Source organism: Flavobacterium sp. (genome assembly GCF_044368625.1).
Taxonomy (GTDB): domain Bacteria; phylum Bacteroidota; class Bacteroidia; order Flavobacteriales; family Flavobacteriaceae; genus Flavobacterium.
The window spans coordinates 1-15,357 of sequence record NZ_JBIPPD010000061.1 but is presented as its reverse complement, the minus strand read 5'-3'; the positions used below and the strand labels follow the sequence as shown (position 1 = coordinate 15,357).

The 15,357-nt window shown below is 34.0% G+C and carries 13 protein-coding genes; 4 read left to right on the top strand and 9 right to left on the bottom strand.

From position 1 onward, the window contains the following. The coding region (locus tag ACIQ2X_RS06705; RefSeq protein WP_396178155.1) for a glycosyltransferase at nucleotides 1-703 on the top strand (703 nt) is incomplete at its 5' end. On the opposite strand, the gene ACIQ2X_RS06700 is transcribed toward ACIQ2X_RS06705, so the two are convergent. From ACIQ2X_RS06700 to ACIQ2X_RS06690, 3 genes are read right to left on the bottom strand one after another with little or no spacing between them, the layout of a single operon-like run. Then, nucleotides 695-2,248, bottom strand: a complete 1,554-nt coding sequence (locus tag ACIQ2X_RS06700) for a glycoside hydrolase family 2 TIM barrel-domain containing protein (protein ID WP_396178154.1) — start codon at nucleotides 2,246-2,248, stop codon at nucleotides 695-697. The two genes, ACIQ2X_RS06705 and ACIQ2X_RS06700, sit on opposite strands and share 9 nt — an antisense overlap. Next, entirely contained in the window at nucleotides 2,232-3,467 is a 1,236-nt protein-coding gene (locus ACIQ2X_RS06695; protein ID WP_396178153.1) for a hypothetical protein, read from the bottom strand. Before ACIQ2X_RS06695 ends, ACIQ2X_RS06700 begins: the two co-directional genes overlap by 17 nt. After that, a complete protein-coding gene (locus ACIQ2X_RS06690; RefSeq protein ID WP_396178152.1) occupies nucleotides 3,467-6,556 on the bottom strand; it encodes a hypothetical protein in 3,090 nt (1,029 codons plus the stop codon). The genes ACIQ2X_RS06695 and ACIQ2X_RS06690 overlap by 1 nt, the downstream gene beginning before the upstream one ends. A 196-nt stretch (nucleotides 6,557-6,752) precedes the next feature. Between ACIQ2X_RS06690 and ACIQ2X_RS06685 the strand changes: the two genes are divergently transcribed. The 3 genes from ACIQ2X_RS06685 to ACIQ2X_RS06675 all read left to right on the top strand — a co-directional run bounded on the left by ACIQ2X_RS06685 (nucleotide 6,753) and on the right by ACIQ2X_RS06675 (nucleotide 9,785). Further along, nucleotides 6,753-7,931: a glycosyltransferase gene (locus ACIQ2X_RS06685; protein ID WP_396178151.1), complete on the top strand. Its 1,179-nt coding sequence runs from the start codon at nucleotides 6,753-6,755 to the stop codon at nucleotides 7,929-7,931. 136 nt (nucleotides 7,932-8,067) lie between these two features. Then, complete coding sequence (dnaX, locus tag ACIQ2X_RS06680; RefSeq protein ID WP_396178150.1) at nucleotides 8,068-9,153, top strand: DNA polymerase III subunit gamma/tau; 1,086 nt, start codon at nucleotides 8,068-8,070, stop codon at nucleotides 9,151-9,153. 29 nt (nucleotides 9,154-9,182) lie between these two features. Then, nucleotides 9,183-9,785 carry a DNA polymerase III subunit gamma/tau gene (locus ACIQ2X_RS06675; RefSeq protein WP_396178149.1) on the top strand — a complete coding sequence of 201 codons (603 nt, stop codon included), beginning with the start codon at nucleotides 9,183-9,185 and terminating at the stop codon, nucleotides 9,783-9,785. Here the strand turns inward: ACIQ2X_RS06675 and ACIQ2X_RS06670 are convergent. The 6 genes from ACIQ2X_RS06670 to ACIQ2X_RS06645 form a co-directional block, all read right to left on the bottom strand. Continuing rightward, nucleotides 9,782-10,672: a Ppx/GppA phosphatase family protein gene (locus tag ACIQ2X_RS06670; protein WP_396178148.1), complete on the bottom strand. Its 891-nt coding sequence runs from the start codon at nucleotides 10,670-10,672 to the stop codon at nucleotides 9,782-9,784. The two genes, ACIQ2X_RS06675 and ACIQ2X_RS06670, sit on opposite strands and share 4 nt — an antisense overlap. 22 nt (nucleotides 10,673-10,694) lie before the next feature. Next, nucleotides 10,695-12,806, bottom strand: coding sequence for a polyphosphate kinase 1 (gene ppk1 / locus ACIQ2X_RS06665; protein ID WP_396178147.1), 2,112 nt, complete (start codon nucleotides 12,804-12,806; stop codon nucleotides 10,695-10,697). Between the two features lies 1 nt (nucleotide 12,807). After that, entirely contained in the window at nucleotides 12,808-13,293 is a 486-nt protein-coding gene (locus tag ACIQ2X_RS06660) for a SixA phosphatase family protein (protein WP_396178146.1), read from the bottom strand. An 87-nt stretch (nucleotides 13,294-13,380) separates the two neighbouring features. Further along, nucleotides 13,381-14,022: a pyridoxamine 5'-phosphate oxidase gene (gene pdxH / locus ACIQ2X_RS06655; RefSeq protein ID WP_396178145.1), complete on the bottom strand. Its 642-nt coding sequence runs from the start codon at nucleotides 14,020-14,022 to the stop codon at nucleotides 13,381-13,383. 48 nt (nucleotides 14,023-14,070) lie between these two features. Continuing rightward, entirely contained in the window at nucleotides 14,071-14,979 is a 909-nt protein-coding gene (locus ACIQ2X_RS06650; protein ID WP_396178144.1) for a ribonuclease Z, read from the bottom strand. Nucleotides 14,980-15,006: 27 nt separating this feature from the next. Then, nucleotides 15,007-15,339, bottom strand: a complete 333-nt coding sequence (locus ACIQ2X_RS06645) for a ribonuclease Z (protein ID WP_396178143.1) — start codon at nucleotides 15,337-15,339, stop codon at nucleotides 15,007-15,009. Between the last annotated feature and the right edge of the window lie 18 nt (nucleotides 15,340-15,357).

Sequence of the window (15,357 nt, the reverse complement as noted above, 5' to 3'; positions counted from 1 at the left end):
TGCAGTAACTATTCATAAATATGTGGCTATTTTAAATGCAAAATACAAAACGAATAATGTTGCATTAATTCCGCATGGTTCTTTTGAAACGCCTAAGAATGTTAGTTTTGATTTGCCTGTTGGTTCAAAAAAAGTAATGGCCTTTGGAAAATTTGGAACCTATAAAAAAGTTGAAATTCTAATTGACGCCGTTGAATTGATTCGACAAACTAATAACGAACCAATTGAAATTGTTATTGCAGGAACCGACAGTCCAAATACGCCAGGCTATTTACAATCGGTTAAAGAAAAATATGCCCACGTGGAAGGTATCACTTTTACAGGTTATGTCGAAGAGAATGACGTAGAGCGTATTTTTACTGAGAGTGCTATAGTTGCATTTCCATATACCTCTACAACCGGAAGTTCAGGAGTTTTACACCAAGCCGGAAGTTACGGAAAAGCGGTAGTTATCCCCGACTTAGGTGACTTAGCCTTACTCGTTCAAGATGAAGGTTACAAAGGGGAATTCTTTAATCCAGAAAGTGCTTCTTCATTAGCAAAAGCCATCAGTACTATTTTAGATGATGATAATTACAGAAGACTTGTAGCTGAAACTAATTACAAAGCAGCTTGCGCACTTTCAATGGATAAAATTGTTGAAATGTATATTGAAAAATTCAAAGAAATTGAAATGCATAAAACAGGAAAATCGTTAGTTTGAAATATATAAAAAAGCAGGTTTTTCTTTTCCTTTTTCATCGATAAAACCAAATTTTTTCTGCCTGTTTTTCTGCCAAGGCCATTTTCCTGCCACTTGATCAGGTACAGCTGGAAAATCATACAACGTCCATGACATGAATGCAAGATTGTTCTTTTTGAATAATTCTTGCATTTTTTTATGGTACTCGGCTTGATCATCTTGAGTAGTACCCGTCCAATTCCATAAACCTCTGTAAGACGGCACTCCGAATTCTTGAATAACAATAGGTTTTTTAGTTGCTTTATCTAATATTCCGTATTCTTTTTCAAAATCGTCAATGGCGTTGTAAAAATGATAGGAAACAAAATCAACTTTATCTTCTAAATTAGTTGCTTCATACGAATTCGACCATCCAATTGTAACCAAATGATTCGGATCATTTTCTTTAATTACAGTGATCATTTGTTGCAACCAATTCAATACATTGTTTTTGTCTCGATTTTCAAAATCTAAATTCGGTTCGTTTTTAATATCCCAAGCCAAAATAGCTTTATGATCTTTAAAGGTAGTAACAATTTTTTCAGCATGTCTACTAGTTAATGTCCAACTTTCTAAAGTATAATCACTGTAAAAGTCAAATAAAGTCACCACAACTTTCAGGTTTTTTGCTTCTGCTAAATCCAATAACGTTTTCAGTTTTTCTAGTTTTTCAGGTTTAATATCTGCTTTACCAAAATCTTCATATTGAATAAAAATCCGAATCGAATTCAGCTTTGATTTTTTGATAATATCAAAATCTTTTGCAATGGTATCTTTGTTGAATCGATCGCCAAAAGTATCCCAAGCCGAATTTTTAGGATAATAATTAATCCCTTTACTTATAAAATCGGCATTATCATATTTTATCTTTTTCCCAACAACTTTAAATTCTGGATTGACTTTCAAAGTGTCTTTTTTAATTGGTTCAGGTTTCATTTTTTGAATGTGACGAATGCGCCAAAAACCATCTTCCAACAACATCAAAACTTTGTAGGTTGCCGTATCTTGAACTTCTGAAATTAGTTTTTTGTCTTTAAAAACTTTTTGAAATTCGATGACATTTTTATCGGTAAAAACCACTTGTTGTCCGTCTTCACTATAAAATTCTAATTTCGGATTGTGTTTTAAAGTAGTACTTTCAATTGTGATTTTGTTTTTCAAATTATAATCAATGCTGTTGTACAAATTCACTCGAGCATTTTGTGTGTAATAATCTTCTATGCCATTTTTTTTATTGTTTTCTAACGATTTATTTTTGATGTACCATGAAAATAAATAGTCTTTTTCAATTGTTTTTAAGGTATTTTGCTCCATTTCTCTACCCACGTTATTCAGTTTTTCCCAAATAACTTTTGGTAAATAAGTATTCACAGTTTCTTTTTCCAAATGCAACATCGAAGTTCTATCGGCACCGGTATTTAAATATTCTAAAATGCTACTCAAAGCAAAAAGCAACAGCACATTTAGTAAAATAAATGAGCTAAGCAAGACGGTACGAATGGTGTTTTTATTATTTATGAAGCTCATAGTTTAGCGTTTCTGTTTGTTTGGATATGCCTAATGTTGTGATTTCAAAACGATAATTTTTCTCTTTATAAAAATCTTCAGAAAGTTCAAAAGTTGCTATTCCTTTGGAGGTTTCTTCTTTTAAAGTTGCCACTAATTTATCTTTATGGAAAATCTTTACAATTACTTTTATTCCATCAGGAACCAATTGATTCATAAAACTTGTTATTGGTCCAACTTTTAGCGTTCTATTTTTATTTGAAAAAGAAAAATTAAAAGTCGAAATAATAGGTTTGTAAATGATGGTGATTGAATTACTTTCGGCAATTCCGGTTACAAATCCTTTCACAGAATATACTTGTTGATGCTCTGGATGCAATAGTTGAGCTGAAGCAATACCGTTTACGGTTGTTCCAAAAGTTTTCAATACCAAATTGTTTTTAGTTTTGATGATGAACGAAACCAAAGTACCATCGCTAACGGTATTTCCATATTGGTCTTTTATGTTAGAAGTTGTAAAATGCGTAATCTGATTTCCATCGGCAAACTCGTGATTTCTTTTATAATCTATAGTAAAATTGGTTGCAATATTTGGATAGATTTCGCTTTCAATTTCTTTGGTTGCGATGTTGTCACATTCTGTTGAGACCAACATTTTTCCTGATTTTGTTGGAGAATAAATATCGTACCAAGCAATAAAGTTTTTCGTTTTTAAATTGAGATTGGTAACATTTTGCAAAAATTGATGTTTCAAAATTACATTGGTGTCCTCTTTTTTCGGATTGTCAAAACCATCGGTTGGAACAGTTACCATCATCGTGAATTCTTTTCCGCCAGCTAGAATAGTTCTTGGGCCAAGATAATTTTCAACAACAGTTTTAGTTGTATCGTTGGGCAGAATTTCAAAAATTCCTGATTTTATGGTTTCATTTTCGTGGATTAAAAACCAAGAAATTTCACCTGTTTTATTGCAATAATTTTCAGGGATTTTAAAAATGTAATTTCCTTTTTCACGGGTTGCGTCTAGTAATGTTTTTCCGTAGGAATGAATGATGAAAAGTTGCGGTTTTTCACTTTCAGCATTCGGATGAAATTCTAGTTCAATCGAATTTCCAGCGACGAAATTTTTAGTTTTCGAAACCAATTCAAACGATGCTTTTTTATCCGAAACCAAAGCAGTTCCGAATGCCAAAAGGAGCAAAGTACTCAATAAAAACAATATGTAAATTGCTTTTTTCATTATCTTGGATTTCCCATATAATTATTAATTTCGATTTTGATGTAATCAAATCCGTTACCTTTTACCTTTTGTAATTGTTCCTCATTTTGAGAAGCTTTTCTATTTGGAACCACTGCTTTAGAAATTGACGCATTGGCCAAACCATTTACAAAGCAATTTTCTAAAGATGATTTTAGTGTTTTGCAATTTTTTAAATTCAGCAATTCAAAGTCAAAATAATTCTTGCGTTGCACACGAACACCTTCACGCATAAAGAAATGATCTACATAAATCAGTTCTTTTTTGTCATTATAATACGAAACCAAAATTTCAGCAATCGTGCTTTCTTGAATTCCGAAGTTAAATAAAGTTCCTTTGATGTGATTGTTTTCGATGGCAAAATCAGAAAGGGCTACTTGTGTATACAAATCGCTTATGGCAACATTTCCAGCGCATTGAATGTCAAATGTCACAGGATTTTCTTTAATCTCTAATGGAGAAAATTCGTTTGGATTGAATGTTTTTGGTTTTACATCCGTGTTTTTTGCCCATGCAATGTCTTCGAAATTAACTTTAAAACTGGTGATTTCTTTGGGCATCAATTTGTGTTTGATTTCATATTTTGCATTGAATGATGCCAATTTCTTGTCGTTTTTATCATATAAAGTAGCTTTCAAAACCACGTCGGCTGGAATATTATCGACATTTTGAACTTCACCAATTATAATGTATTGTTTATTATATTGAATGAGTTTCGCCGATAAAATTTCTAAAACAGGTTGTTTCAAAACATCATCGTGATACGTCATTTGTGTCGAAACAGCACGTCTTCCGTGTTTGAAATACTCGGTTCCATTATTGGCAAGAAATTGATCTGGTGGAATATCCAAATCTATTTTATTGGGAACAATAAACCATTTGCCTTTTTCTTTTATCACTTCATGCGTGTAGTTTTTTTCAATGATTTCTATAGGTGTTACCCATTTGGTTTTGGCAATGATTTTGGCTGAATTTTTAGTTTGTTTTACAATTTGAATGTCAATGGCATCCATTTTGCCATACGAATTTAAAATACCATCTTGAACAGCGGTTTCCAACATAAATTGCGATAACGATTTGTTTCCGTTTGGATCTAAATAGGAATGTGCTTTTTCAAATTCTTTAAAATCGATTGCATCATAATACGCTTTTATAACATTTTTCGGACTTAATTGCGACGAATTGCTGATGTAAAATTGATAGACAAAATAAAAGATGATTAGCAAAACCATTCCTGTCCAAAGATGAAGAATAGTAACCAGCTTTCTTGGAAACTTTTTATAATCAACAGCAAATTTGAAAAAATCGGGTTGCGTAATTGGTTTCAGTTTTAAAGCTTGATATAAAATCATTTGTACGTTCAAAACAAAAGCGATAATAATTGTAAGTAGCGGAATAATTCCCCACATCAATTTTTGATACAGCGGCACATCCTCAAATGGAAGAATTTTAGACAATGGCGGAACATTGAGTTTTTCCCAAACCATAATTCCGTTTTCCAACTGTGTTAATCGATGCCAACCGCAGAAATATAATATTGGATCGTAAAACTTATCATTAGAAAAAACATACTTCAGATTGTATTTTTCTGGAACCGTTAAAAATTGTTGCAACGAACCAATGCCTTCTAAACCTCTAAATTTTGAATTTTCCAAACGTTCAACCGCACGAGAAGTTAGTTCGGGCAATCGTCGTGCCGAATGATAATTTCCATCAACAGTCAAAGCTTTGGTTTGATAAGACAATGTTGCCATTTGATCGCCAAAACCCAAAGGTAAATAACGCCATTGATCGTGTTGGTCTTGGTTTAAGAAATTGATAATAGGTAACGTATTGATTTTTTGGGGTTGAAACGGACGAAAATAACCCAAAGTAATCGTAAAAATCGACATAAATAAAAACGAACCAGCAAATAATCCTGAAAGAATTTTATAATACACCGATCCAAATCGTTCTTGAAGGTTGTTTCGTAAATCGCCTTCTACTAAACGGTAGGCAAATTCGCCAAACATTGGTAAACTCATTATGGCTGCCCAAAGCGTAAATCGGTCGAGTGTTAAAATATTAAAGGCATTGTCACCCAAAACTTTCAACGGAATAGGAGTAGTTCCGCCAGTTCCCAAAACGCTTAATAATGTTATCGATAATCCAAAGAAAATGTAGCGTTTGCTGTAATATCTATAAAATATATAAGGTAACAAAAACAATAAAATTCCCCAAGGAATAACAAAAAACATCAATCCAGATGAAGTTACTTCTAGAAAATTATCACGACTTCCATGCGGAATTGGTACTTGCGTAATTGGATTTTTCTTTGAGTTAATCCAATAGGGAAGTATACAAAATACGATTAGAAATACAGCTGTAAATCCAAAGGCAATCATCCTTTTTAATAATGAAAATGCCGTTAGCACAAATAATTTAATGGTTACCTCCTTATACGAATCCACTTTTTCACGAGCTACATCCATCACAGTCATACCTATTAATGGTAAGATAAAGAATATCATTCCGAATAAAGGTGTAACGTGATGTGAACAAACAGTAACTGCAATAAGGGAAATAGAGGTGAAATAGTATTTCTTTTTACCCGTTTTTATCCAAAGATAAATTTCTGGTAACGCATGCATTAAAATAGAAATCCCGACAATACTTGGCAATTGACCAAAAATATGAAGTGTTTCAACAAACGACGACGAAAAAACAGCCAATAAAGCAGCATATCCAGCTACATTTCGATTGCCTGTAATAAGAAGAGAAAATCTAAAAACACCTGTAATAAAAAGCAGAATACCAATGATAGCAACGGTAAACAATCCGAATTTTAATCCACCGATAAACGATAGCAATCCAATACATTGATGCACTAAAGGCGGATAACCCATAACGGTAAATCCGGTGTACCAACTGTAATTCCAGGGTTCAAACCAACTATTTGCATAATGATTTCCAAAGAATAAATGAATTAAGGCATCATACGTATTTTCCAAAGTAAAGAAAATAGCGCTTCCATGGAAAACCAATCCAATTAATAATGCCGCTAGTAAATATTTATTCGATTTTTCTCTCACAAACTAAAAGTGCTTTCTTGATGATGTAAATATAGGAATAAACAATAAATAGTCGAATTATATATATCTACATCTACTTTTCATTCGTCGATATAAATACTACAATTGGTCTAAAACTTAAAAGTAATCTCGTGAAACTCTGTATATTTGTAATTGAATTACCAATAAAAAAATAAACTATAAATAAAGCTTCAATATGAAAATTTTAATAGTAGACGACCAAGAACTTGTATTGCTTTCTTTAAAAAAGTGTTTAAATGATTTGGGTTACGAAGTAATGACTTCAAACTCTGTAAATGATGCTAAAGAAAAGTACGACAGTTATGCCCTTGATTTGGTCATTGCAGATATTAATATGCCTGAAAATAGCGGCGAAATTGTAGCCAACAACCACGATGATTCAAAAAACAATAGATCAGGCTTAGATATCGTTCAATACATTAAAAATGAAAAAAAGCATGAAACTCCCGTTATATTACTGTCCGGTAATAATAACGAAGATATTATAGAAAAAGGATTTGCATTAGGAGCTACCGATTATCTAAAAAAACCGGTCAGTTTAAATGAAATTGGGATAAGAGTCAAGCGATTAATTGGAACAAGTAAAACCTCAAGCCCCGTTAATAAAAATAAATTCATTCAAGATAAAGTTATTGGAGTAGTTATTCCATGCTACAATGAAGAAAAGCGATTGATAAGTGAAGACTTTCAAAAATTTGTGAATTCAAACTTGAGTTATCATTTGTGCTTTGTCAATGATGGAAGCAAAGACAATACTTTAGATGTGTTATATAAATTAAAGACGCAAAACGAAGGTAGAATTAGTGTTTACAATTGCGAACAAAATGGCGGCAAAGCAGAAGCGGTTCGTTTAGGAATGTTGCATTTGGCCAAACAACAACAATTTGATTATATCGGTTTTTTAGACGCCGATTTATCTACTAATTTTGAAGATTTTGATACTTTAGTTGACACAATTAAAAACTCAAATTTTAAAATTGTAATCGGCTCTAGAATTACAAGAATGGGTGCTGATATTGAAAAAGAATCTGCAAGAGCAATAATTAGTAAAACAATTAATTTTATTATCAGAAAAACATTAGGAATGGATTTTAAGGACACACAATGTGGTGCTAAAATTATGACTAAAGACGTTGTTGATGATACATTTCAAACTAAATTCTTAACTAAATGGTTGTTTGATGTTGAAATTTTTATGCGTATGAGAAAAAAATATGGTTTAGAAACAGCTCGAACTTTATTATGCGAAAAACCTTTAAATCGGTGGGTACACATGGATGGTTCAAAACTTTCATTCAAAGATTCTTTTAAAATTTTAGGGCAAATAGGTCAAATAGCACTGCATTACAGGTAATTTAAAACAATAAGATTTTACTTTGTAAGAAAAAAAATTACAGTGATTGTAAGGTTAAAATTTTCTGCAAAAACTTACTTCTTTAAATTTCAAATTCTACCTATTATAAACTATATTTGCTTTCCAAAACTTTTTTATGGAAGAATTTGTTGTATCGGCTCGTAAATACCGTCCTCAAACATTTAAAGATGTGATTGGGCAGCAAGCCATTACCAATACCTTACTCAACGCCATTGAAACCAATCACTTGGCTTCGGCTTTGTTGTTCACAGGCCCGAGAGGTGTAGGAAAAACAACTTGTGCCCGAATTTTGGCACGAAAAATCAACCAACCCGGTTACGACGATCCGAACGAAGATTTTGCTTTTAATGTATTCGAATTGGATGCCGCATCCAATAACTCTGTAGACGATATTCGGAATTTGATTGACCAAGTAAGGATACCTCCCCAAACAGGAAAATATAAAATTTACATCATTGATGAGGTGCACATGCTTTCATCAGCGGCTTTCAATGCCTTTTTGAAAACACTAGAGGAACCACCTAAACACGCTATTTTTATTTTAGCGACGACTGAAAAGCACAAGATTATCCCCACTATTCTTTCTCGTTGTCAAATTTTCGATTTCAAGCGAATTACCGTCAAAGATGCCAAAGAGCACTTGATGGAAGTAGCCAAAAGTCAGGGAATTAATTACGAAGACGATGCTTTGCACATTATTGCTCAAAAAGCAGATGGTGCAATGCGTGACGCTTTGTCAATTTTTGATCGTGTGGTTTCGTATTGTGGAAAAAATCTAACGCGTCAGGCGGTTACTGAAAATTTAAACGTTTTGGATTACGAAACGTACATTCAATTCACCGATTTGATTTTGGCAAACAATATTCCCGAAGTTTTAATCGCTTTCAACGATATATTGTCGAAGGGATTTGACGGCCACCATTTTATTGCAGGATTGGCTTCGCATTTCAGGGATTTATTGGTTTCAAAAACACCCGCAACCTTAAAGCTTTTAGAAGCCGGGGAACAGGCCCAAAAGAGTTATTTTGATCAATCGGAACGGGCATCACAAGATTTTTTGTTACAAGGAATTGAATTGGCCAATTCATGCGATTTAAAATATAAAACCAGTCAAAATCAGCGTTTGTTAGTAGAACTTTGTTTGATGCAACTCGCCTCTATCACTTTTGATGGAGAAAAAAAAAAGTTGACGGGTATATAATTCCTCCATCGCATTTTTTTAGTCGGGTTTTGGAAATTGATGTGGCCAATCCCGAAACCGTTCATGTTGAAGTTTCAAAACAAGAAGTAAAAATTAAGGAATTTCCTGTTTCCACTGAAGTCCCTGAGCAACCGAAAGCGGTTGTTTCAGAACCGAATGACACACCACAACTTTCCAAAGTTTCTGCTTTATCGCTTTCGAGTATTCGAGCGAAACGCGAACTGGAAAAGAATAAAAGCACAACCGAAAAACAGCACGTAGACTTACCAACAGAACCTTTTTCAGAAACAGATATGCTGCTGATTTGGACCAAATTTGCCGAAAACAAAGGTCATAAAGGTCAAAAAATTATTGAGTCGCTGCTTTTATTAAACGATCCAAAACTGGAAGGAACCACCATCATTCATGAATTACCCAACGAAGGTTCTAAAATCGAATTTGAAAGTGTTAAATATGAACTCCTAGGTGCTTTACGCGGAAAATTACACAACCACGACATCACTATTGAAGTAGTTGTTAATGAAGAAATAAGTTCTCGAAGAGCTTTTACACCGCAAGACCGTTACAACAGGTTGAATGAAATCAACCCAAATTTAGAAATTTTGCGCAAGCTATTTGATTTACATATCTAGATTTTACCGTAATACATCGCTTTGATAATTCCGTCTGAAAGTCCAATTTTAGGCACGTAAATGTTTCGAGCACCACTCCATTTCATCGCATTTAAATAAATTTTTACGGCAGGAATAATAACGTCGGCACGATCGGCGTTAAGTCCAAGATCCGAAATTCGTTGTTCGTACGTCAAGGAATTCAGCGTGGTATATTGAGCATTTATATACATGTACGATAAAGGTTTTTCTTGCTGTTTGCCCGACATTTTAAACAACTTGTTGATATTCCCGCCTGAACCAATTAGCGTTACTTGGTCGTATTCTCGGGTATTGGTTTTAATCCATTTCTCGATTTCAAGCCAAACCACGTCGTGCACCATTCCATTTAACAATCGAACCGTACCGACCTTAAACGACTTGGAAACAATCATTTTTCCATTGTCAAATAACGAAAATTCAGTGCTACCGCCACCAACGTCTACATACAAATAGGTTTCTTCTGTTTTTAATAAAAATTTCAAATCGGTAGAAGCGATGATTGCGGCTTCTTTTTTTCCATCAATAATTTCAATTTTGATGTCGGCTTTTTTCTTGATCAACTCAGCAACTTCTTTCCCATTATAAGCCTCACGCATTGCCGATGTAGCAAATGCCATATATTTTTCCACACGATGTACTTTCATCAGTAATTTAAAAGCTTTCATCGCATCAATCATTCGTTCGATATTTTCATTGGTAATTTCACCAACCGTAAATGCATCTTGACCTAAACGAATCGGTACACGAACCAACGAACTTTTGCTGAACTGAGTTGCCTTTCCCTCTTCTTCAACAATATTTGCAATCAGCAATCGCATGGCATTTGAGCCAATATCGATTGCAGCGTATTTTTTAATAATTAACATAAAGTGTTGCGAATAGGATTAATTATAATTTTTCTGTAGTAACTTCCAGTTTATCTCGGTAATAATTATAGGTTTCAACTTGTGCTCTAAAAATAGGTTTGCTACCCCTAATGCGGTATTTATTATCTAAATTTTCCGAGTGAAGTCGTGCTTTTACATTGCCTTTCCAGCCAATATCAAAGTTATCAATCAGTTCTTTTTTAATTTCTGCATCATAAATTGGGCAAGTTACTTCCACTCTACCGTCTAAATTTCGTGTCATAAAATCGGCAGATGAAATATAAACTTCAGGATCGCCATCGTTCCCAAAAATAAAAACGCGTGTGTGTTCCAAATATTTGTCGACAATACTAATTGCTTCGATATTTTCGCTCATCCCTTTTACACCAGGAATAATACTGCAAATACCACGAACTTGCAACTGGATTTTTACTCCTGCCCGACTCGCATCATACAACTTATCAATCATTTTAAAGTCGGATAAACTATTCATTTTCAACTTCATATAGGCAGGTTTACCCAAATGAGCGTTCATAATTTCCTTATCAATCAAACGTGTCAATCGCGACCGTGTGTAATGCGGAGAAACAATCAAATGCTTATAACGGTGTAATCGGTAATTGATATCAAAAAATTCAAAAATGCGCGAAACATCCTTTAAAATTTGTTGATGACTTGTAAAAAGTGTCACATCGGTATAAATTTTTGCTGTCGATTCGTTGAAGTTTCCAGTTGAAATAATTCCGTATCGGTGAATTTTTCCTTCCTCCATTCGTTCGATCATACAAATTTTACTGTGTACTTTCAACCCTTTTATACCAAAAATCAAATCAATTCCTTCCAACTGCATCTGTTCGGAATAATTGATATTACTTGCTTCGTCAAAACGGGCTTGCAATTCAATCTGAACCGTCACTTTTTTACCATTTTTAGCGGCATTTATCAGCGAACTGATGATTTGAGAATTTTTTGCCAAACGATACAATGTAATCTTTATAGACGTAACTTTTGGATCCAAAGCTGCTTCACGCAAAAATTTGATAATATAGGCATACGACTGATACGGAGCGTTTACAAGATAATCCTTATGCTTTATACGTTCCAAAATACTTCCTTCAAGCGATAATCCCTCAACAGGTAGCGGTAAATTGTTTTGGTACAATAAGTCAAAACGACCCAAATTTGGAAAATCCATATAATCCCTACGGTTGTGGTACCTTCCTCCAGGAATGATACTATCGGTGGAATCAATATTCATTTTCGATAGAAAAAACTTCAAAGTATCTTTACCAATCGATTGATCGTACACAAAACGCACTGGCTCGCCAATACGGCGGTCTTTGACACTGGTTGCAATTTTTTCGAGCATACTTTTACTCAAATCACTGTCGATTTCAAGTTGGGCATCTCGGGTAATTTTGATCATGTGGGCTTCCACTTTATCAAAATCGAAAATATTGAAAATGTGTTTGAGGTTGTACCGAATTACATCATCAAGTAAAATAATGTATTGCTTTTCGTTGTTTTTAGGCAACTCGACAAAGCGGTTCACGGTTTTTGGGATTTCGATAATCGCATAACGAATTTCAGGCTTAGGGGATTTAACCATACTCAAAATAGAGGACGATTTTGCCTTAGGTTTCATCACAAGTTTTATAGCTAGATAACCCGAAGTATCTTTTAAAACAGGAAATTCAGCGAGGTCATTTAAAATGATGGTCACTAATGCGGGACTGACTCTTTGGATAAAAAAATCTTTAACAAAATTTTGTTGGTCGGCAGAAATCTCATTTTCGTTGATAATAAAGACATTTTCTTTTTCGAGTTCTTTTTCGATATTACTCAAAATTCGCAAACTCTCCGATTGTTGTTGAATGACAATTTGGGTAATTTCTTTAAGCAATTTTTCAGCAGAAATACCGCCTAAAATCTTAACGCCCGAAACGCCCGAAAGACTTAATCTTCGAATTGCCGCAAATCGAACACGAAAGAATTCATCTAAATTATTGGAAAAAATACCTAAAAATCGCAACCGATCCAATAACGGAACCGATGAATCTCCCGCTTCTTGTAAAACACGTGCATTAAATGATAACCAACTTTTTTCTCTATCTATATACCTATTCTCAGCCATTTTATTTTAAATCTCTAGGAAAAACTATTTTTTTAGTATGACCTTTATCGATATTTTCCCAAGAATCAATGTCAAAATCAATCGACACAAAGCCCGAGGTACAAACATTTTCAATAAAAGTATCCCCAAATTTATTAACAAAATCGGTAATTGCCTCATTGTGTCCAAAAACTATAACACAATCATAACTATTATTGCAGGTTTTGATGATTTTGGCCAATTCGTGCATGTCAAAAGTGTAGAGTTCTTCTTTAAATATAATGCTCTCCAGAGGGTATGTCATGTTTTGCATGAAAATGGTGGCTGTATCTTTGGCACGTTTTGCGGTACTGCTCCAAATAATACTTTTCTTAGGCAAAAATGTTTTAATATGAGAAGAAACTAAATGAGCATCTTCGACTCCCCTATTTGCTAATGGTCGTTTTTTATCGGTAGACGGCAAATCCCAACTTGACTTGGAATGTCTGATTAAAATTAGATTTTTCATTTGTTTTGTTTTTTTACAAAATGTACTTAATATCTAAATTTACTAATAATTTTGAAACAAAAAACAAAACAATTAACAACTTTTAGATTATGGAGCCAATCGATCGATTTTCCAATTGTAATCTTCTTGAAGTTGGTAGCGAATTCGGTCGTGCAAGCGGTTTGGTCTACCTTGCCAAAACTCTACCGAAACGGGATTTACAATAAAGCCTCCCCAAAATTCAGGTCGGGGAATTTCCTTTCCGTCAAACGCTTCTTCTAGTTTTTTTAATTTATTTTCTAAAACCAGTCGGGATTCGATAATTTCACTTTGATTGGATACAATCGCACCTAGTTTACTTCCGTCAGGTCTGCTTTCGAAATAGCCGTCCGAAATATTGGGTGAAACTTTCTGGGCAATACCTTTGATAATTACCTGACGTTCATGCGAATGCCAAAAAAAAGACAAGCAAACATTTGGATTTGCAGCAATTGCCTTGCCTTTTTCAGAATTATAATTGGTATAAAACACAAAACCCTCTTCATTAAAGCGTTTGAGTAAAACAACCCTTGCTTTTGGAAATCCATCCAATCCAACGGTCGAAATGGTCATTGCATTAGTTTCAATCTCCGAACTTTCGTCCACTTCATAAAACCATTTTTGAAATAACGCAATAGGATCCGCAGGAATATTGGTTTCAATCAACTGGTCTTTATCATAGGATTTTCGGTAATCGCTTAAATCTTTCATAATGTTTTTTTTTGTAAAAAAAAGGTGTTTTTTGTTTCAAAAAGTAATTTACTCAAAGGTAAAACTCTTTCCATCATCAGCGAGTAAAACATTTGCAAAAATCGTTTGAGCTTCTTCCTGAAATATTTCTATCGAGGGATAACGCGTTGAGTAGTGCCCTAAAATCAACTGTTTCACATTTGCTTTTAGCGCAATAATGGCGGCTTGTTTGGCAGTCGAATGCATGGTTTTTCCGGAAAGATGGGCCTCCGATTCTAAAAACGTCGACTCGTGGTACAACACATCCACGTCTTGAATTAGGGGTACAATAGTTTCGTCAAAAATTGTATCGGAACAAAATGCATAACTTTTTGGAGGCAAGGCATCGAAAGAAAGTTTGCTGTTTGGAATTATCCTGCCATCTTCTAATGTAATGTCGTTTCCGTTTTTAATATTTTGAAAATAACATTTGTCAATTTCATATTCTTGAACCGCATTGATATTCAATTTTCGTTCGCCTATTTTTTCTTGGAACAGAAAACCGTTTGTATATACTCGGTGTTTGAGCGGAATTGTTTTTACAATTACTTTTTTATCTTCAAAAATAACCTCGCTTTCGAGTGAGGTCAATTCGTGAAAAATTAATTTATAAACTGGCCAGGAGTTGGATAAACGAAGTTGTAATTTGATAATTTCTTTAATGCCTTCGGGACCATAAATGTGTAAATCGTTCTCTCGATTGAGCAACATAAAAGTGGATACTAAACCAATCAAACCGTAACAATGATCGCCATGCAAATGCGAAATAAAAATATGATTAATCTTAGAAAACTTAATTTTATTTTTTCGCAACTGCACCTGAGTTCCCTCGCCACAATCAATCAAAAACAATCGATTTTGCATTTCTAAAACTTGCGAAGTGGGATTAGTTATCGTTCGAGGTGTTGCGGCATAACAACCTAATACAGTTAAGTTCAAAGTAATATTTTTAGTAAAATTAGTGTTTTAGAAACCCAAATCGCGTTCAATTTCTTCCATCTCAATGATGTCATGTGCTTCAAGTACGGACGGAACCACTGTGAAAGCGGCACTAAAAGCGTTGAAATCTGTTGCGGAAACTACAACTGCAAACGACTTTTTGTTTTTTTTATGTGTAACTGAAAGCGGCTTCAACAAAAGAACCTGTTTTTTATCAACAGTTTCGTAGTGCGACAAGTCAATTATTAAATTTTGTTCTTTAAAAGTGTGGATTTCGTGGGTCAATTTGGCAACAAACGCTTCCAAATCATCCGTCGAATCTTTAATCAGAGTTGTATGACCTTTAACAGTTACTTTCATTATAGCAGTTTTTTTTTA